The organism is Priestia sp. MDV22-iso46, from assembly GCF_058629175.1.
In genome coordinates this window covers 51,918-72,972 of record NZ_JBZVWT010000013.1, presented here as the reverse complement: position 1 = coordinate 72,972, position 21,055 = coordinate 51,918, and the positions used below count along the sequence as shown (strand labels likewise).

16 protein-coding genes and 1 other annotated feature (1 of these 17 running past the window's edge) are annotated in these 21,055 nt (G+C 35.6%); of the genes, 11 read left to right on the top strand and 5 right to left on the bottom strand.

The annotated features are described in order from the left end of the window. Positions 1-352 precede the first annotated feature (352 nt). The 5 genes from AC4NPH_RS28230 (at position 353) to AC4NPH_RS28210 (ending at position 8,573) form a co-directional block, all read left to right on the top strand. A complete protein-coding gene (locus AC4NPH_RS28230) occupies positions 353-1,624 on the top strand; it encodes a cation:dicarboxylate symporter family transporter (RefSeq protein WP_097826877.1) in 1,272 nt (423 codons plus the stop codon). Positions 1,625-1,660: 36 nt separating this feature from the next. Next, a complete protein-coding gene (aspA, locus tag AC4NPH_RS28225; protein WP_098315522.1) occupies positions 1,661-3,103 on the top strand; it encodes an aspartate ammonia-lyase in 1,443 nt (480 codons plus the stop codon). Between the two features lie 1,347 nt (positions 3,104-4,450). Then, complete coding sequence (gene pruA, locus AC4NPH_RS28220) at positions 4,451-6,016, top strand: L-glutamate gamma-semialdehyde dehydrogenase (protein ID WP_098315521.1); 1,566 nt, start codon at positions 4,451-4,453, stop codon at positions 6,014-6,016. A 70-nt stretch (positions 6,017-6,086) separates the two neighbouring features. Continuing rightward, positions 6,087-7,007 (top strand): proline dehydrogenase family protein, encoded by a 921-nt coding sequence (locus AC4NPH_RS28215; RefSeq protein WP_097813431.1) that lies wholly within the window; start codon positions 6,087-6,089, stop codon positions 7,005-7,007. Between the two features lie 171 nt (positions 7,008-7,178). Beyond that, complete coding sequence (locus AC4NPH_RS28210) at positions 7,179-8,573, top strand: amino acid permease (protein ID WP_097813430.1); 1,395 nt, start codon at positions 7,179-7,181, stop codon at positions 8,571-8,573. Positions 8,574-8,851: 278 nt separating this feature from the next. On the opposite strand, the gene AC4NPH_RS28205 is transcribed toward AC4NPH_RS28210, so the two are convergent. The 3 genes from AC4NPH_RS28205 to AC4NPH_RS28195 form a co-directional block, all read right to left on the bottom strand. Beyond that, on the bottom strand, positions 8,852-9,472 hold the full coding sequence (locus AC4NPH_RS28205; protein ID WP_491939315.1) for a recombinase family protein: 621 nt from the start codon (positions 9,470-9,472) through the stop codon (positions 8,852-8,854). A 462-nt stretch (positions 9,473-9,934) separates the two neighbouring features. Next, positions 9,935-10,066 (bottom strand): recombinase family protein, encoded by a 132-nt coding sequence (locus tag AC4NPH_RS28200; protein ID WP_257128426.1) that lies wholly within the window; start codon positions 10,064-10,066, stop codon positions 9,935-9,937. Positions 10,067-10,165: 99 nt separating this feature from the next. Then, positions 10,166-10,753, bottom strand: coding sequence for a TetR/AcrR family transcriptional regulator (locus tag AC4NPH_RS28195; protein WP_097813428.1), 588 nt, complete (start codon positions 10,751-10,753; stop codon positions 10,166-10,168). A gap of 117 nt (positions 10,754-10,870) precedes the next feature. Between AC4NPH_RS28195 and AC4NPH_RS28190 the strand changes: the two genes are divergently transcribed. The 5 genes from AC4NPH_RS28190 (at position 10,871) to AC4NPH_RS28170 (ending at position 16,408) form a co-directional block, all read left to right on the top strand. Beyond that, complete coding sequence (locus AC4NPH_RS28190) at positions 10,871-11,881, top strand: NADP-dependent oxidoreductase (RefSeq protein WP_491939314.1); 1,011 nt, start codon at positions 10,871-10,873, stop codon at positions 11,879-11,881. A gap of 805 nt (positions 11,882-12,686) precedes the next feature. Next, positions 12,687-13,298 carry a hypothetical protein gene (locus tag AC4NPH_RS28185; protein ID WP_279823036.1) on the top strand — a complete coding sequence of 204 codons (612 nt, stop codon included), beginning with the start codon at positions 12,687-12,689 and terminating at the stop codon, positions 13,296-13,298. 690 nt (positions 13,299-13,988) lie between these two features. After that, positions 13,989-15,356, top strand: coding sequence for an NAD(P)/FAD-dependent oxidoreductase (locus AC4NPH_RS28180; RefSeq protein ID WP_335482673.1), 1,368 nt, complete (start codon positions 13,989-13,991; stop codon positions 15,354-15,356). A 119-nt stretch (positions 15,357-15,475) separates the two neighbouring features. Next, positions 15,476-15,778, top strand: coding sequence for a hypothetical protein (locus AC4NPH_RS28175; RefSeq protein WP_098197927.1), 303 nt, complete (start codon positions 15,476-15,478; stop codon positions 15,776-15,778). Positions 15,779-15,823: 45 nt separating this feature from the next. Then, a complete protein-coding gene (locus tag AC4NPH_RS28170) occupies positions 15,824-16,408 on the top strand; it encodes an NAD(P)H-dependent oxidoreductase (RefSeq protein WP_098315517.1) in 585 nt (194 codons plus the stop codon). A 283-nt stretch (positions 16,409-16,691) separates the two neighbouring features. On the opposite strand, the gene AC4NPH_RS28165 is transcribed toward AC4NPH_RS28170, so the two are convergent. Further along, positions 16,692-17,186, bottom strand: a complete 495-nt coding sequence (locus AC4NPH_RS28165; protein WP_098315516.1) for a DinB family protein — start codon at positions 17,184-17,186, stop codon at positions 16,692-16,694. An 829-nt stretch (positions 17,187-18,015) separates the two neighbouring features. Here AC4NPH_RS28165 and AC4NPH_RS28160 point away from each other — a divergent pair. After that, positions 18,016-19,494, top strand: coding sequence for an Lsa family ABC-F type ribosomal protection protein (locus AC4NPH_RS28160; protein ID WP_097813416.1), 1,479 nt, complete (start codon positions 18,016-18,018; stop codon positions 19,492-19,494). A gap of 313 nt (positions 19,495-19,807) precedes the next feature. On the opposite strand, the gene AC4NPH_RS28155 is transcribed toward AC4NPH_RS28160, so the two are convergent. Next, on the bottom strand, positions 19,808-20,278 hold the full coding sequence (locus AC4NPH_RS28155; RefSeq protein ID WP_097813434.1) for a DinB family protein: 471 nt from the start codon (positions 20,276-20,278) through the stop codon (positions 19,808-19,810). 549 nt (positions 20,279-20,827) lie between these two features. Next, positions 20,828-21,055, top strand: a binding site (T-box leader) (it continues 16 nt past the right edge of the window).

The window sequence follows — 21,055 nt, the reverse complement described above, 5'->3', positions numbered from 1 at the left end:
ACACATAGATACAATCATTTTCAAGTTGGCACTGTGTATAGAAAACCGATTCACTTCGTTTTTTGTAGTTTGCTTGTCCTAATAACCGTGATATGTCTATGAGAGGGGGGGGAACATGCCCAATTATACACGTCTCTTCCATTTTGGAACACCTTGCAACTATAACGTAAAAGTTGGCTATGCATAGTTCAAAAAAATATTAAATCTTATAAATACTTTATTTACCTTTTGTGTGTTCCCGTAGATTTCTGTTGTATTTTGTAGACGATATTATAGACTAGGCTTAACCTTACATTACAACAAAAAATGAATATCTTGTTTTAATGTAATAGGAAATGAAAGGGGTTACAACATGAGAAAATTCGGATTAGCTACACAGATTTTTATTGGTCTTGCGTTTGGGGTTGCGGTAGGTGCTGTTTTTTATGGAAATAGTACAGCGATGGCCATTCTTCAACCTTTAGGGGATATTTTTCTTCACCTCATTAAAATGATTGTCATTCCTATCGTTGTATCCGCACTCATCGTATCTATAGCTGGCGTAGGCGATATTAAAAAGCTCGGCAAGCTAGGTGGAAAAACGATTCTTTATTTTGAAATCGTTACCACAATTGCACTTGCTATTGGTTTATTAGCTGCAAATATATTTCATCCAGGTACTGGTATAGATATGGGGAACCTTGAGAAAGGTGATATATCCAAATATGAAGAAACATCTAAAACAACTGAGAGTGCAGGTGTAGCAGCTCAAATCGTTCATATTATACCAACTAATATCTTTCAATCTCTAACTGAGGGGAATTTATTAGCGATCATCTTTTTCTCAGTCTTATTTGGTCTAGGAGTTGCAGCGATTGGAGAAAAAGGTAAACCTGTTTTGAATTTCTTTGAGGGTGTATTAGAATCCATGTTTTGGATGACAAATTTGGTAATGAAATTTGCTCCATTTGGCGTATTTGCATTAATCGGTGTCAATGTAGCCAAATTTGGAATTGGTTCATTAATCCCTTTAGGAAAGCTAGTACTCGTTATATATCTGACCATGATTTTCTTTGTTTTTGTAGTATTAGGTATTATTGCAAAAATGGCTGGAACTAATGTTTTAGTGCTTATAAAAATCTTAAAAGATGAGTTAATTTTAGCGTTTACAACCGCCAGCTCTGAAGCGGTATTGCCAAGGCTAATGACTAAAATGGAGAACTTCGGTTGTCCGAAAGCTGTCACATCATTTGTTATTCCGACAGGATATACGTTTAACCTTGATGGATCATCCATTTACCAAGCAATTGCTGCCCTTTTCATCGCACAAATGTATGGCATTCATTTATCTTTCATAGAACAAATTACACTCTTACTTGTGTTGATGTTGACTTCCAAGGGAATGGCAGGAGTTGCAGGAGCATCATTTGTTGTTGTATTAACAACACTGGGATCAATGGGATTACCTCTAGAAGGTATGGCATTCATTGCTGGTATTGATCGCATTTTAGATATGCTTCGTACATCTGTCAACGTAGTAGGTAACGCATTAGCTGCTATTGTGATGTCTAAGTGGGAAGGCGGATTCGATAAAGAAAAAGCAAAGCATTATACAGATTCTATTAGAAAATCGGACGTAGCATAAAAAAATTCTTTTTATGTAAAGAAGGAGACCAATGTTATGGTAAATATCGAAACGCCTGAAAAACAAAATGTAAGAATTGAAAAAGATTTCCTAGGAACAAAAGAAGTTCCTACTTATGCTTATTATGGGATTCAAACTTTACGTGCAGTTGAAAACTTCCCAATAACAGGATACCGAATTCACCCAGAACTTATTAAAGCATTAGGAATCGTTAAAAAGGCTGCTGCTCTTGCTAATATGGAAACAAAAAGGTTATATGATGGGTTAGGTAATGCAATTATTGAAGCAGCAGAAGAAGTTATTGAAGGAAAAAGAAACGATCATTTTATTGTTGATCCAATACAGGGTGGTGCAGGGACCTCAATGAATATGAATGCAAATGAGGTTATCGCAAACAGGGCTTTAGAGTTACTTGGTCATAAAAAAGGTTCTTATTCCGATTTAAGCCCTAATAGTCATGTAAACATGTCACAATCAACAAACGACGTATTCCCAACTGCTATCCATATTGCAACCCTTAGTCTGTTAAATAAGTTACTAAAAACAATGCATTATATGCACAGTGTATTTCATAAAAAGGCAGAACAATTTGATTCTATTATAAAGATGGGACGTACTCACCTACAAGATGCCGTTCCAATCCGTCTTGGTCAAGAATTTGAATCATATAGTCGTGTTCTTGAGCGCGATATGAAACGTATTAAGCAATCTTATGGACATTTATATGAGGTAAATATGGGAGCAACTGCAGTTGGAACGGGTTTAAATGCAGATCCACGTTATATCGAAAATGTTGTAAGATATCTAGCAAATATCAGTGGTTTACCACTTAAGAATGCCGATCATCTTGTAGACGCGACTCAAAATACAGATGCTTATACAGAAGTTTCTGCAGCATTAAAGATTTGTATGGTAAATATGTCGAAAATAGCGAATGACTTACGTCTAATGGCATCTGGACCCCGTGCAGGACTAGCAGAAATCACTTTGCCAGCTCGTCAGCCTGGATCTTCTATTATGCCTGGAAAAGTTAATCCTGTCATGCCAGAGATGATTAATCAGGTTGCCTTTCAAGTTATCGGTAATGATCATACAATTTGTTTAGCTTCTGAAGCAGGTCAACTTGAACTTAATGTTATGGAACCTGTTCTTGTTTTTAATTTACTTCAATCAATTAGCATCATGAATAATGCTTTTCAAACATTTACGGATTATTGCCTGCAAGGGATTGAGGCGAATGAAGAACATTTAAAAGAATACGTAGAAAAAAGTGTAGGTATTATTACGGCTATTAATCCCCATATTGGATATGAAGTGGCTGCTAGAATCGCACGAGAAGCAATACTAAAAGGTGAATCCGTACGTGAATTATGCTTAAGGTATGATGTTTTAACAGAAGAAGAGCTTGATCTTATTTTAAACCCTTTTGAAATGACTAATCCAGGGATTGCTGGAAACTCCCTTTTTGATAGAGAATAAACAGGTTTTAATATGAAATGAAATTCACTACTACCATCTGTTTGATTCTTTAATTAATATATGAAGGAGAAAACTATAAAAAATCTGTTGGATTAACGTTTTAGCTTTAAAACATGTGGTACACATATAGTACAACGCTAATGTTATTGTTGGTTGTTGTGAGAAGGTAAATACTTAATTTATGAAGGGACTGATTAGTTTTGAAAGAATTAACAGCGACTTCAACAAACGTATTGCCTCAATTTGAAAGTAGATATTCGTATCTCACACAAGGCACTTTGGTTATGAACCGATATACGTAACGAAAGGGCCTAAACAAGGGCAAATGAACAAATTCTTAAACAGTATGGGAAAAAGCCCGTATCTCCTTAGATACAGGCTTTTTCTTTTTGAGTTGACATAAGTTTGATTTTAGAGACCAATTAAAATCTTTTCTATAAAAAATAAATGTAGTTAGTCCAAGATTAATTCTCGTTAAAAACTAAGGTGTTTAAGACATAGCTGTCATTCTTATTTCCAAGGACAATCATTTTACTAAAAGAGTATTTAGAGTGGAGGAATCTTTCTATATTCCTTATTCCAAATTACTTGACTAGAAGATGATTTTATAGTGATTTTTACCTTTAGGGGAATTTAAAACCTATAAATAACTTCATATTTACATGATTGGATAATATTTGTAAGTTAAAGACTTATCTATCATAATGACGCTAGTAAATGTAGTGTCAATAGTTTTTAATTTAGTGGAATTGTTCGTATCCTCTGTTAAAGATTCATCAACGTTTCAAGATCACTTTTCTGCTGTAATCTAATTTATTAAGAGCTATAGCAGCAAGGATATTACATAATTTTATTCATAGTTTCTTATTTGTAATTATATTTGAAAATAGTTTTGTAACAGTTTCAAATGAGTACAAGGGTGAACTTTATCAAAATAAAGTTTTAATTTAATTAGAAAGCGTTTTTTAAAGGGATAGTCAATTAGGAAAGCTATTAGATCATTCTGGAATACCTGAATATTAAATATAAAAAATATGTCAGATTATCTAACCATATATTTGCATAAAACCTTAAAAGTAATATAATCATTCTATCGTATGAACAAAAGTGTTCAAAAATAAAAAAATGAACACTTTCGTAAAAAAGTATGTACAAAACCCATCAAAGGTGTTTATAATACATTCTTGTAAAGAGTAAATGTTCTAAAAATTATAAATTTATTTATTATTTTAAACTTTTAGAACTAATTATCTGATAAATATTGATAATAGTATTGGCCAGTACTACGAAACACATCGATTTTAAAATTAGAAATCTATTAAAACTTTTAAGGGAGAGAATAGTACAATGACAACAACTCTTACAGAAATCAAAGCATATAAACACGAGCCTTTTACAGACTTCACGCTTGAAGAAAATAAAAAAGAATTCAAAAAAGCTTTAGAAACTGTACACTCCCAACTTGGAAAAGATTATCCCCTAGTTATTGGTGAGGAGTTAATTACAACAGATGAAAAAATTGTATCGATTAACCCAGCAAATAAAGTAGAGATTATTGGACGAGTGTCTAAAACGAATCAAGAATTAGCTGAAAAGGCTATGCAAACAGCTCTTTCTACATTCAATACATGGAAAAAAGAAAATCCAGAAGTACGCGCAAACATTTTATTCCGTGCAGCTGACATTATCCGTCGTCGTAAACATGAATTCTCAAGCTATTTAGTTAAGGAAGCTGGTAAGCCTTGGAATGAGGCTGATGCAGATACAGCAGAAGCTATTGATTTTCTAGAGTTTTATGCACGCCAAATGTTGAAGTTAAAAGACGGGGTACCTGTACAAAGTCGTGAAGGGGAAGAAAATAAATTTAATTATATCCCACTTGGTGTAGGAATCATTATTTCTCCATTTAATTTTCCGTTAGCTATTATGGCAGGAACTGCAGCTGCAGCAATCGTTACAGGAAACACAATCTTATTAAAACCTGCTGATGCAACTCCTGTCGTAGCAGCGAAATTTGTAGAAGTAATGGAGGAAGCTGGGCTTCCTAAAGGAGTACTAAACTTTATTCCAGGCGTTACACCTGAGATTGGCGACTATTTAGTTCAACATCCTAAAACACGTTTTGTTTCATTCACAGGTTCTCGTGAAGTTGGTTGCCGTATTTATGAAAAAGCATCAAAAGTACAACCAGGGCAAAAATGGTTAAAACGTGTTATTGCTGAAATGGGTGGAAAAGATACAGTGGTTGTTGATAAAGATGCAGATTTAGATTTAGCAGCATCTTCTATCGTGTACTCTGCATTCGGCTTCTCAGGACAAAAATGTTCAGCAGGTTCTCGTGCTGTGGTTCATCAAGATGTGTATGACATTGTACTTGAAAAAGCAGTTGCATTAACAAAAACATTAAAAGTAGGGAATCCAGAAGATGTATCTACTTATATGGGACCTGTTAGTCACGAGGCTTCTTATAACAAAGTATTATCTTATATTGAAATTGGTAAGGAAGAGGGTCGCTTGATGACAGGTGGAGAAGCAGATGACTCTAAGGGTTACTTCATCCAGCCCACAATCTTCGCAGATGTCGATGAAAAAGCGCGCCTAATGCAAGAAGAGATTTTTGGTCCAGTAGTAGCTTTCTGTAAAGCACGCGATTTCGATCATATGATGGAGATTGCAAATAATACTGACTATGCTTTGACAGGTGCGTTGCTTTCTAGTACACCTGCTCATATTGAAAGAGCAAAAGAAGAATTTCATGTAGGTAATCTTTATTTCAACCGTGGTTGTACAGGTGCAATTGTAGGGTATCATCCGTTTGGTGGATTTAACATGTCTGGAACTGATTCAAAAGCAGGAGGACCGGATTACTTAATCCTGCACATGCAAGCAAAAACAACAAGTACAGCACTTTAAAAACAATGGGACAGCTTTTCGAGGCTGTCCCGATTTTAAAAAAAGGTACATATATTTAGGGGGGATTTTCATGTTAGCAGAGGTTTCAAAAAATGTTTTTCTTCATGTTTCTCAAAATAGAGTACTAAATAAGGCTGCAAAAAAATGGGGTCTTAAATTTGGAGCTTCTCAAGTTGTGGCGGGGGACACAATTGAGAGCGCCATCAGAAAAGTAAATCAATTAAATCAAAAGGGGTTAGTTTGCACTCTCGATCATTTAGGAGAATTTGTATCCAGTAGAGAAGAAGCTGTAGAAGCAACACAGTATAACGTGCGTACATTAGAAGCTATAGGGGAATCAGGTGTAAAGTGTAATCTATCCGTTAAACTGACCCAGCTTGGTTTAGATATTGATTCAAATTTCTGTCTGGAAAACATGCGTCGAATCCTTGAAACGGCAAAAAAGTATAATAATTTTGTGCGAATTGATATGGAAGACTATGCACATTGCCAAATTACATTAGATATCTTAAAAGAATTACGTCAAATATATGGTTATGATAACGTAGGTACAGTTATTCAAGCATATTTATTTCGAGCTGAGCAAGATGTAAAAGACTTAAAAGGTATTTCTCTTAGGTTAGTTAAAGGGGCTTATCAAGAATCTCCTACAGTAGCTTATCAAGAAAAGAAGGAAATAGATAATAATTATATGAGAATTATTGAAGAACATCTATTAAGTGGAAGCTATACAGCCATTGCCTCTCATGATCATAATATTATCGAAAAAGTAAAAGAATTTGCTGAAAAACATCACATTAATCATAATCAATTTGAGTTTCAAATGCTATACGGATTTAGAACCGATATGCAGTTGAGTTTAGCTAAAGAAGGCTATAAAATGCGTGTGTATGTCCCTTTTGGAAATGACTGGTTTGGATATTTTATGCGTCGTATGGCAGAAAGACCACAAAATGTTGCATTTGCACTAAAAGGCTTTTTTTCTAAATAAATATCTAAATTTTCATAATTTTTAGATATTATTGAGGTTCTGTCAAAAAAATTAAAGAGCCTTTGTTATGTGAGCAAAGGCTTTTTCTGATGACTTTCTTCTCTACTCAACGATTAAATTTCCTTTCTTTATGGATAGGAATATTAATTTTTACAAAGGAGGTTATAAAATATGCATGATCAACAGCCTGAGCTCAAAAAAGAACTAAAAACGCGGCATATTACCATGATTTCTCTTGGTGGTGTCATTGGTGCTGGACTATTTATTGGAAGTGGAACATTAATTAACACTGCAGGACCTGGTTCAATTATCTCGTATGCATTTGCTGGTTTATTAGTCATTTTAGTAATGCGAATGCTAGGTGAAATGTCAACAGCCAATCCATCCAGTGGGTCGTTTGCTACTTACGCCAGAGAGGCACTTGGACCATGGGCTGGATATACTATTGGTTGGTTGTACTGGTTCTTTTGGGTTATTGTTATTGCGGTAGAAGCAATAGCTGGTGCAACAATTATTCAATATTGGTTTCCTTCTTTGCCATCCTGGTCCGTGAGCCTAATTCTTACCTTTCTGTTAACTTTAACTAATATATTTTCTGTTAAATCTTTTGGTGAATTTGAATATTGGTTTTCTTTAATTAAAGTGGTAAGTTTGGGTCTGTTTTTAATCCTTGGGGGAGCTATTATATGTGGTTTTATACCAGGAGTAGAATCACCTGGTACATCAAACCTTCTCGACAGAGGTGGATTCCTTCCCAATGGACTAAGTTCAATCTTCTTAGGAGTAACTGTTGTAATGTTCTCATTTATGGGAACGGAGATTGTAGCCACAGCCGCAGGAGAATCACCTCATCCAGAAAAAGCAATTATATCCGCAACAAATACCGTCATCTACAGAATTTTACTTTTCTATCTTGGCTCTATCCTGATTCTTGTAACAGTTCTTCCTTGGGATTCTTCTAGTTTGATGAAAAGCCCTTTTGTATCGCTCTTAGAAATTGTCAATATTCCAGCAGCAGCTCAAGTAATGAATTTTATCTTGTTAACAGCTGTACTTTCTTGCTTAAATTCAGGTCTTTATACAAGTTCTCGTATGTTATTTTCTATGGCTCAGAAAGGAGATGCTCCTAAACTGTTTTTAAAGGTAAATAGAAAAGGAATTCCCTTTAATGCAATTATAGGCTGTACAATTATTTCTTATATCAGCGTAGGTTTTAATTATCTTTCTCCTGATAAGATTTTTTTGTTTCTAGTCAATGCTTCTGGGGGAGTCGCTCTTCTTGTATATTTGGTAATCGCTTTCTCTCAATTACGTATGCGTAAAAATTATGAAAAGGAGCAGCCTGAGAAACTCAAAATAAGAATGTGGCTGTTTCCTTACTTAACATACGGCACAATTGTTGGCATTACTAGTATTTTTATCGCAATGCCTTTTATTGATTCTTTACGTACACAGTTCTTTTTAACTTTACTAATAGCTTTATTCATTGTAGGATCTTTCTTTCTTACAAAAAACAGAAGGAATATAACAAAAGTAGAAGTAGAGAAAAATATTTCTGAAATTTAAAGTCAATACAAATAAAGGAGCTATTTTTATGTGGATAATCACTACTTATTCAAATCTAAACAATACTACGATGTTTGAATATGAAAACGAAATAGAAGCAAGAAAAGCCTTTAGAGAGATCCAAGGTTGTAAAATCCTTTCGGAGGTTATTTATTTTAGTGATTCTAAATTAGATTTGGATGTAAACTAATCTCTTTTATTCTATGATTCATTATAAAAAGCTCGTCTAAAATAAGCTTATCTCTACGAGTAAGCAATTTTCAGACGAGCTTCTCCTATTATATAGTAGTCACATCAAGCGTATTTTCATGTTGCTTCACTAACTTATAAAACGTTGTCTTTTTTAAATTTGCTTCCTCCATTGCCTTTACGGCTGTAATTTCTGTTTGCTTCCATCGATTATAAACTTCAATAAACTCCTTACTGACTTGAGCTTTAGGTCGCCCCAAAGATACTCCCTTATTCAGCGCAGCATCAATTCCCTCACGTTGACGCTTGCGAATACGATCTCGTTCCTCTTGGGCTATCCAAGACAGAATTTGCAGGACTAAATCCGCAATAAATGTTCCCAGACTGTCCTTATACTGAGTTGTATCTAACAACGGCATATCTAAAACTACAATGTCGGCCTCAATCTCTTTTGTGATGGCATTCCATTCCTGCAGAATTTCTTCTTTATTGCGACCGAAACGATCTAACGAATGAATATAAAGGATATCCCCTTTACGAATCATTCGTTTTAATAATTGATACTGTTCTCGATTGAAGTTTTTTCTACTTTGTTTATCGATGAAAATATCGCGAGGAGAAATGCCAACTTCCTGCATCGATTGAAGTTGACGACCTTCATTTTGATCTCGACTGCTTACACGTATGTATCCAAACCTTCTATTTTCCATTTTTATACTCCTTGTGTGGTTATCCTTCTTTTATTTTACCAAAAACGTTCGTAAAAGTGTGTGAATTTCAGAAGACGTTCGTAATTTATTTTCGAACTTAAACGAACGATAAAAATAATAGATTTCTTATATAAAAGAATAGTTCGCAAACGTATACTATTACGAACTTTATATTTGATTATGTTTCAAAATGGTAAAGTAATAAAGTAAAGGTTTTCTTTAAATTGTCGAAACTTTTTTAATATCACAAAATAAAAAAGTAAATTAATACTTTTATGGATTAATTTACTTTTAATTCGATTTTAACTATATTTTAATGTTTCATTACACCTTCTGGATTATAATGGGATTTCCAACGTGATTATCTTTCTTTAACTTGCTTTTTACCTAAAGCAAGTCTTTTTATGTTTAACGTCCCATACTTTAAGAAAAACCATTTGCTCAAATCACATTCATTAAAGTCTACAGACCAGGACGATCTTTCATCATACCAGCGAATTTCTCCTCAATTATCTTTTCGCAGCCATATTTCTTCAGCATGCTAAGTTGTCGGTCTAGATTCTGATCAGTCGTGGAAACGCAGGCATATCCAATAATCTTAAAGGCCTCCTGTACAATAGTATGATTTTATTGTACAGGGGGTACCGCCAATAAAACGCGGAAAACGTACGTTAAGGAAAATCTGGCTTGTTTTTAATCATCAGTTGTGCAGCTGGCCCTGAAATCGCTGCTCGCTCGATTCGTCAAGATCGCACTAGCGATAATAGTGAAGAGATGCTCAGCTCGTGGCGCGGACGAAGGCTGGTTGCCGAGCCACGCAAGCGCAGCAGCTAGCGAAAACAGGTCATCACCATCCATGTCGGTACGCGCCAGACCCTCGGCTTGAGCGCGAGTGAGAAGTCGCGTGCCTGCCGTACGCATCGTGACGCATGAAGCGTGGAGTGCGGACTTCGGGTCCTCCTTGGCTGCCATCATCACGTCCACAACACCTTGATAATTGCCTGTGAATGCAACGACGTCGCGTAGCCACGACACGAGTGCATCATCGGATGAACTCGCAGTTTCGAGCTCACGTGCCTTTGTTGTAAACTCGTCGAAGCTTGCGCGGAGCAAAGCTTCGAGCAGCGCCTCTCTCGTCGGGAAATGACGATACAGTGTGCCGAGCCCGACACCAGCTCTGCGAGCGATATCGCGCAGCGATGCATCGGCGCCATGCTCGGTTACAACGACGCTCGCGACTGCGAGTATGTGCTCATAGTTTTTCTTCGCATCAGCTCGCATATGATTCCTCCTTGACAAACGGAACAGTGCTCCGTATAATGATAAATGGAACAGCGCTCCGTTTAAGTGGAGCACTGCTCTAATAAGGATAACACATGTGTGTGAAAGGAGAAAGCAATGTCTACAAACACAATGAAGGCGATTCGGCAGCACGAATTCGGCGGCCCTGAGGTACTGCGTTACGAAGAGGCCCCGCTTCCCGAACTGAAACCTGGGGAAGTACTTGTCCGCGTTCACGCGGTTGGCATCAACCCCCCCGACTGGTACCTGCGCGAGGGGTATAAAGATCTTCCTCCTGAGTGGCAGCCGGCGGTGTCCTTTCCCTTAATTCTGGGTTCGGACATGTCGGGCGTCGTCGAGGCGGTAGCCACGGATGTGCAAGGCTTCTCCATCGGCGATGAAGTTTTCGGCATGGTTCGCTTTCCTAGCATGGGGGAGAGCGCTGCTTATGCCGAGTACGTTACCGCACCAGCGTCGGATCTTGCACTCAAACCTGCTGGCATCGATCATGTGCACGCCGCAGGGGCGCCGATGGCAGGTCTCACTGGATGGCAGTTCCTGATCGAGTTGGGGCACAATGAAGCGAATCCGTTTCAACCAAAGTCGCATCGCCCTCTGCCACTCAACGGAAAGACGGTACTCGTCAATGGTGCCGCGGGCGGCGTGGGGCACTTAGCGGTGCAACTGGCTAAATGGAAGGGTGCGCATGTCATCGCAGTGGCATCGGGCAAGCATGAGTCGTTCCTGCGCGAGCTCGGTGCCGACGAATTCATCGACTACACCAAGAGCATTCCCGAGGACATCGCCCATGACGTTGATCTCGTCCTCGATACCCTCGGCGGTCCAACAACCGGTCGTTTCTTGCGTACGCTCAAGCGTGGCGGCGCTTTGTTCCCAGTGTTCATAGGCTTCTCCGACGCCGAGGAGGCCACAAAGCTGGGCGTCACGGTATCGATGACCCAAGTGCGCTCAAACGGCCCGCAGCTAGTAGAATTAGGGCGCTTGCTCGATGCCGGGACGGTTCGAGTCGCTATCGACAGCACGTTTCCACTTGCCGATGCTCGCAAGGCGCACGAACGAGCCGCCCGTGGGCACATCCAAGGTAAAATCGTGCTCACGGTTGTGTAAGGACGACAGCTCGAATAATTATCACACTCCTAGTGGAACGGCGCAAAACTATGCGGCGTTCCACTAGCGAGGACCGCGAATGAGCTTTGGAAAAATTTGCTAACTTAATACGATATACAGAGTTAGTTTACATAAAGCTGATTATGTCTAGTTTCACTTTCGGCATATCATTAAATAATGATGAATGTACTTTATTAAAAATAGTTTTATCATTTATCTATATTGGAGAAAAATACAAGAAAAGCCCTCAAAATTAATTGAGGGCTTTTCTTACATGCGTGGTTAATCATAGCTGCTTTTACTAGTTGATAAAAGTGAAATATATACATGTACATATCTAAAATATAGTATTAGGTTATAATTTGTCCAGTCAAAAGGTAAGCAAAATAAAAAGCTACCTCGGCAGTGGACGCGAGGTAGCTCATAAATAGGGTTCACACGTATAAAGCGTATGATAAACGGATTCTAACAAATTTTAGCACATTTTTGCTTGAAATACTATATTTTTCCGTACAAGCATATGTATAAAAGGAGCGCTTTTTATACATTCCCGTTTCTTTCAACTATCCAATGAACGTAGTCATATCAACGATGTATAAAAAGCTGCATACTCCGGAAAAGAATCTTTGGCGGAAGCCCTACTTCCCCAAGGGTTCTTTTGCTTGCTTGGTTCCTTTAAGAGTGTTTATGTAAACTAGTGATGTATATGATATACATTTGAAATAAATTTAAAATTTCCTAAAAAGTAAAACAATTCTTGTCACCAAACGTCTTATTTATAACAGTGAGGCTTGGAGGGATTGTTTTGTCGGAGAAGGATAAACAGAAGGTTTGGATAAAATTTATTATTTATACATTGGTCGTAGGGGGAATTGTCGCAGCTTTTTCTGTTATGTCTGATCATTTGCCACTTGTAACGAGTATGACTACTCCTGAATTAATGGTTTCATATGTAGCTATCATGCTTAATTCTTTACCAGGTTGGTTCATAATGGCGATGTTTGTTGGATATGTGTTTGGAACACGAACAAGGCAAGCAGCATGTTTTGGAAGCCTTTATATTATCAGTTCCATTACCATGTATTTTGTAATTGGTCATTTTTATAATGATCAACCAGACAGTGTAGTATGGAGTTTAAAAGACATAATATACATCTTTATTACGTGGTACGGTGCATCCGTTGTAGGTGGTATTGTCGGTGGAATAGTTGGTTTTTTGTTTATCAAAAAACCTGTTGTATTAGTAACGTTACCAGCAGGTTTGCTGCTTCAACTATTCTTAAATGGTACTAGGGGTTGGAGCGATATCTTGGGCATGGCTCAAAGTGTTACTTACTGCTTAATAATTATTAGTGTTTTTATCTATTTCTTTAGATTAAAGACAATTAAAAACAAAAAGGTTAAGCATTTTGCTTAACCTTTTTGTTTTTAATTGAACTTTAGTTAATTAAAGTTTCAATTTTGTTAACACAGCTTTTTTTAGATTCTCTTTTTCTCCTGTTGTAAGCTTAAATATAAGGTAATTCCTCAGGTCTATTTTAACTTTGTTTAGTTCTTTATAAATCAAATTAGATTTATTCACTATACCCATCTCTTTTATACTTTTTATAGTTTACTGTCATTAATTAGTACGTAAGTATGCAAGTAAATCTATCAATACTGTAATAAATAAGTTCATGTTCCTAGAATCGTGATTATGGTAACTAGAAACAAAGGTATATGTTATTATATTCCAGTAGGCGAGAGAATTTTGAATATGGGCTTAGGAGTTATGTTAATATTTTTTACAATTATATTTATTTTATGGGGGCTATTCTCACGTAAGCAAAAGAATAGAATTATAAGTAGTGCATTGTTGGTGGTAGGAACAGTTGCCTTATTTACAAGCATTCTATTGTTAACTGGGATATATGATCCATATGCTAACCATATTAAATAAAAATCAAATAGGCAGAAGTTCTTTATTTTAAAAGGACTTCTGCCTATTTGATTTCCGACTAGAAACTTTTGATTTTATGAGAAGTTCATTTCAAAGGTAATTCTTATGAAGTATAATAAAATAAATTTCATATGGTATTTTATGCTAATTTATATTGAGGGGAGAATCATATTGGAGAAAGCAATAGTTATCGGAGGAAGCATTGCTGGGAAACTAGCTGCTAAAGCCCTATCACATACTTTTCGGCAAGTAATTGTTCTAGAAGCTGGGGAAAAGTGCGAGGAGAAAGCCCCTAGAAAGAGATTGCCTCAAAGTTATCATCCTCATGTTTTACTAAAAGGAGGAGAACAAGCAATTGAGAAGTTGTTCCCTCACTTCTTTAATCAATTAATCGAGGATGGCAGCGTTATAAATAACTTTACAAAAGATTTAAAGTGGCACCATTTTGGTTCCTGGAAAAAACGATTTTTAGGAGAATTAGAGATGATTCAACAAAGCCGCCCTATGTTAGAGTGGCATTTGCAACATCGTATTGAACAAATTCCTAATATTACAACCGAGTATGAAACAAAGGTCGAGCAACTACTATTAGATCATCAATGTAATAAAATATCCGGGGTACGAGCGCGCTCCCTTAAGACAGGAAGCGAAAAAGAAATTCTTGCAAATGTTATTATTGATGCTAGTGGGTTTGGTTCAAAGAGTGTAGAGTGGCTAAAATCATATGGTATAGAAGTTAAGGAAGAGAAGGTTGGGATTAAGCTTTTTTACGCGACCAGATTCTTTCGTCTGAAGAATCAAGACCGACCTGACTGGTGTAATCTTCTAATCTCTCCTAGTTTCCCTGATGACCCTTATGGTGCATATATTCAAAGGATTGAAGGGAATCGTTTTTCTATCACCTTTAGTGGTTATGCTAACGAAAATGCACCAAGAACAACTGAGGAGTTTTTCTCTTATGCACAAAAGTTACCTGTACCTGATGTACTTCATTTCCTAGAACAAGTAGAACCAATTTCAGAAATAAAAATACATGCAATTCCTTATCAAGTACGTCGACGCTTTGACCTTGCCAATGTTCCAGAAGGTTTCTTAGTGGTTGGAGACGCTCACTGTCGTTTTGATCCGGTATTTGGACAGGGAATATCTGTTGCTGCTATGGAAGCCTTAGAGTTGCAACGCTATTTTGGGAATTTTGCATATCCTAATAAAAGGTTTACCAAAATACTTCACAAGAGATTTTCTACTCTTATTGCAACTCCATGGGATATGGCAATTACAGAGGCATTTCGTCATCCCGATATTAATGGGGAGAAACCTTTCATACAGCCGATTAAACAATGGTATAGTAAGAAAGTTTACCAGCTTTCGGCTTCTGATCCTGAGATTTACCTTAGATTAGTTAGAGTGATGAATTTACTACGCCCTCCTTTACATCTTTTCCATCCTAGAGTTGGAGTCGCTATATTGACCAATCGGAAGAAAAAAAGTAAGAAACAAGTAAATAGTCCGAAATCAGCTCCCTATGAAAATTGATATACGGATGTTGGGTTCCATATGGAAACGTAATGAAAATTTTCATATGATAGACATTATTGAATATATTACAAGCAACTCCAAAATTCCAAACAATTACATAAAGGAGAAAATTTTATATGAACAGGCTGTTAATTTTGACGATAGCTTCGGAAATGTTTCTTTTGCTATCCTTTCTGATCATTTTACTAACAACCAGAAAGACAAAAAAAAGTATTTTCTTGATACCCTTACTTATTATTGGAGGCTTCCCACTTCTCTATTTAGCTATAGACCATATGAACAGCCACTATGTGGACGCTAATATTGGATTGGGTCTTGCCTTTATGTTTACCTGGATATATAGTGCAATTGCCTTTGTCGTTGCCATTATTCTCATAGTAAGAAGAAAAAGAAAGAATAATATTTCAAAAGAACAGTAATGTTGGTTCTGGTGTAAGATATCCAATATAAATGGAGGAATATGAATGAAACACCTTGTTGTATATGCCCATCCACATCCAGAAAGTTTTAATTATTCTATAATGGAAACCATTGTTCAAGCCTTAGAGAACAATGGTCATGAGGTTGTTGTGAGAGACTTATATGCATTAGATTTTCAGCCTGTACTGAAGCCTGAAGATACGGATGCTATGAAATCTGGCCATATCCCAGATGATATTAAAACGGAACAAGAATTCATTACTCAATCAGATGTAATAACATTTATATATCCAATTTGGTGGGCTGGTCTTCCTGCCATTATCAAAGGCTATGTAGATCGTGTATTTTCTTATGGCTATGCGTATGCTTATGGTGAGGAAGGAATTATTCAGTTACTCAAAGGTAAGAAAGGTTTGATAATTAATACTCACGGTGCTCCAAAAGAGATGTATGACAAAATTGGAATGACAGCTGGGTTAAAAATTACATCAGATGTTGGGATATTTGAGTTTACAGGAATTGAACCTATAGATCATTTATTGTTTGGAAATGTCTCTGAACATCTTGAGGAGTCAGTGCTGAAGAAAATGCTAAAACAAATTGAAGAGAGAATAAATTCTATTTTTTAGAAGGATACAAAAATGACTACACATAAAAAGAGATCCTTATTTATTTTAGGGCTCTCTTTTTTATTTACTACTGATATTTCACATTATGTAAACATAACATAATGGATTTTCTAGGAACCTAAGCAAGCAAACGAGCCATTGATGCATAAGGGCTCGCCTAAATTCAACATTTATACATCGTTGATTTATTAACATTTCGAGCCCTTGCTAAATAATATGTTCTACATAAGAAAGGAGAACTTTATGCTCCATTTCATTCAGAGACATCAATTATCGAATTCGATTAATCCTCCTCCCCACCATTTTCTTTCCAACTTTTTTGTAGTTTCCGAATATAAATGATTTGACCAATGTGATATGCGTTATGAGTAGTTAAATTTCCAAGTACTTCCCACCACTTTACATGTTCAGAAAAACCATTTACATCTCTTTCGACTTTTTCCTCAGTTAATAACTCTTGCCATTGTAATAGGACTTCTAATAGTCGATTTTTTAAATGATCAAATGGTTGATTTTCGGCAATTATAAAGCTTTTATTATTATTTTCTATAGAAGGTACTGCATTGACATGAGACTTTTGATATCTAATCTGCCATGTTTCATTCCAGTAAAGTAGATGTTGCACAATCTCAGCTATACTATGACTATCCTTGTTAGGCTTCCATAAAGCCTCTTCTTCTGACAAGTTTTCAATTGAAGCTGAAAATGGCTGGTACCAGCTAGGGTCATTAGCATTTGCTAACAGCTGATCGGCTAAAACATCCTTCGCGTGAAACATGATTTCCATCCCCTTTATAAAAAATTTCCGATCCATTCACTAAAAAAATTAAAATTATGTAAAGATGCCTTGTTGAAAATGTCATAAATCTATTTTCTTTCCACTGACATACATTCTCTTATATATAGTTATTTTCCTTTTTCATTCAACCCCTACCCTTCATTTGTTTAACGAATAAAAACTATATATTTTTACATTAGAAGAAAATATTTTTGTTTATTTAAAGGGCTTTTTTGGTTCCTGTAAAATGTTTTATGTTAACTAGAAAGACTACTTAACATTAAATTTATAAATAAAAGCTTACTTCTAATTTGTTTTTTATTACAGATGGAAATCGTAAACGATATGGAATACATTGCGACATTGTATTCCATAAAAAAAATTGTTAATATAAAGATACAATTATGAGAGGACTGATGAATGGACAATGATTAACTAATCTATATTTTCATTTGAAATGAATAACTTCAAACTACAAAATATAGGGTTAGTCTATCCATTTTTATAAATCAGTTTATACTTCATTTGTCATTATTCCAATGGCAAATAAGCACTTATTTAACATAAGTGAAAGACTAATCCTTCCAATTACAAATTGGGAGGATTTTTTATGCTCTCATAGGTAAGCTTAATATTTTTTAATTCTGCAACTTAATCTAATGAATAAAGGAGAGAGAGAAATGAGCAATTCAGACACTATTGTTACGCATGTAATACTCTGTATAAGTCGTTAATATCCATCAAACTTATACAGAGTAATTTAGAATAGATGGATGTGCCGACTTTGTATAAAAAGTAAAAAGTGTTGATATACAAAGGAGGAATTATTATGTCAATGATACAAGTTCAAAATTTAACTTTTTCTTATCCAAGCAGTTTTGACAATATTTTTGAAGATGTAAACTTTCAAATAGATACAGATTGGAAACTTGGATTTATCGGTAGAAATGGACGAGGTAAAACAACATTCTTTAATTTATTATTAGAGAATTATGAGTATAGTGGGGAAATCATTTCCTCAGTAGAATTTAATTATTTCCCTTATTCAGTTTCAGATAAAAACAAGTATACTCATGAAATCTTAGAAGAAATCTGCCCCCAAGTAGAAGATTGGGAATTTCTTCGTGAAATATCCTATTTAAATGTTGATGCGGAGGTCATGTACCGACCATTTAAAACATTATCAAATGGGGAACAAACAAAGGTGTTGCTTGCTGGACTTTTTTTGAATGAGGGTCAATTTCTATTGATTGATGAACCAACCAATCACCTAGACACTGATGCACGAAACATAGTCTCTGATTATCTAAGAAAGAAAAAAGGGTTTATTTTAATCTCACATGACAGAGTGTTTTTAGATGGATGCGTGGATCATATCTTATCTATCAATAGAGCAAACATTGAAGTTCAAAATGGGAACTATTCTTCGTGGAAATTAAACTTTGATAGACAGCAGGAGCACGAAGAGGCAAAAAATCAACGTCTACAAAAAGACATTGGAAGATTAAAACAATCTTCAAAGCGTGCAACAGGTTGGTCTAATCAAGTGGAATCTTCCAAAAATGGGACAACAAATTCTGGTTCTAAGTTGGATAAAGGTTTTGTAGGACATAAAGCAGCAAAGATGATGAAGAGAGCAAAGAACCTTGAATCAAGGCAACAAAAAGCTATTGAAGAAAAGTCAAAGCTGTTGAAAAATGTGGAAAAAACCGAGTCATTAAAATTAGAACCATTAGAATGTCAATCAAACGAATTGATTAATTTGACTGATGTATCTGTTGAGTATAATGACCAAATAGTAAACAAGCCAATTAGCTTTAAAGTTGAACAAGGTGACCGTATTGTACTTGATGGAAAGAATGGAAGTGGAAAAAGTAGTATTCTAAAACTAATTCTAGGAGAACCAATACAGTATACAGGCTCAATGAATTTAAGTTCAGGCCTCATTATTTCTTATGTCCAACAAGATACCTCTCATTTGAAAGGACGATTATCGGACTTTATTGAAGAATATGAGATTAATGAAACGTTATTTAAATCCATCCTACGTAAGATGGATTTCGACCGAATTCAATTTGAGAAAGATATATCTTCCTATTCTGGTGGACAAAAGAAAAAGCTGCTTATAGCCAAAAGTTTATGTGAAAAAGCTCATTTATATATTTGGGATGAACCATTAAATTTTATTGATATTTATTCGCGTATGCAGATTGAGGAGCTTATTCAAAGCTTTAGTCCCACAATGGTTATCGTTGAGCATGATCAAGCATTTCAACAAACAGTTGCAACAAAAATTATCTCTATGTAAGCAGATATGAAGAATTAAAAGAAGCTATTAGTAAACTTGAAACCCTTTAAGATATATTTAACAAGACAAAACCCTTAGTAAAAAGGTTTTGTCTTGTTTTTGTACAGATAAGCAACATTATGTTAACTTTGTATATTATATTCATCTTAAAAAGAGAAAAAACTACTGGGACTAGCCAGTAGTTGAAGAAGACATCTTATAAAGCCTATCTAATACAAGGTAATAACGTGAACCCCACTCTCTCTTTTTAATATAAAGAAAAGGAGAAAATGTCTATACTTGCCGATAACTTTGTTATATCATTTTGTCAAATTCAATTTTTTACACCCACATGTTCAATTATTCGCTTCATTGCCTGAATCTGTCCCATATGAGTTGCTTCATGCATCAGTGTAACACCCGCAAGCTCTCCAAAGGTTTTACATCCCAGAAATGGCTTTTCTAAGGTATTGTTTAACTGTTCAGCAGGAACTTGCTGAATACGAGCCAATTGGTCTTTTAGCTGTATCATAAGCTCATCCATAGTAGGTACATCCCCCGTCCAATCGGCTGGTTTCGTACCATTTCCGAACAATTCCATATAGTTTGCTGGAAGATGGGTTGCTGCATGAGGAAAGCCAAACATAGTTTGTTCAGTAACTGTCAAAACGTGACCTGTATGCCAATGAATTGTGTTGTTAAAACCATCTGGCTGCACATCAGTTTGATCCTCAGAAACAGCCTCTATAATTTTGAGGAAGTACTCTCTTCCAATTTCAAATTGCTTGAATACAAGTTTGTTCATCTCTTTCTCCCCTTTCACTGATACAATCATCCATATTATACCACCTATAGAGGGAGAAGAATATAATCAAGGTACCTCTAGTGCTTCGAAATATTCGTACCCAGTTAACATAACTTATCTATTCTTGTCGTTTATATTTTATTAATAGATTGCCTTTTTCTATTTCTAAAGGAGTAAATTCTTCTTCTTTTTTACTTATTCTCTTAGTACAAGTTCTTTATATGCAAGAATAACCGTTTTATATCTATATCACAAGATAAGTTTATAAAAACACAATATTTTAATGAGTAAATATCAACTTATTTCATTTATTATATTAGTTTTAATATTTACTCTTGGTGACGACAAATACGAAGTTTTTCTAGAATATAGGTAATATAAAAAATATTTTTAAGAAAGTACTTTAAACATTATTCAAAAAGAGTGGATGTTTATGTACAAATTAATAACTTCCAAAATATATATTTATATTTTAAATAGTTTTTTTATTCACAAAAATTACGTTGACAAATCGGATGGATAGATATAATATTGCATGTAATCAAATAATAATAAGCAAAGATTGGAAATAGTAGAAGGATGTATAAACTTGTCAGAGAGCCGATGGATGGTGAGAATCGGTAGTTATTGCCTTTGAACTCATCCAAGAGCTACTCCCTGAATATTATAAGTAGGGGATGTCGGTTTTCTACCGTTATGAAGATAGGTGGTGATAGCTGCCGAAAATGAGTGGGTTAATTATGTAATGATTAATCAATTAGAGTGGTACCGCGAGCA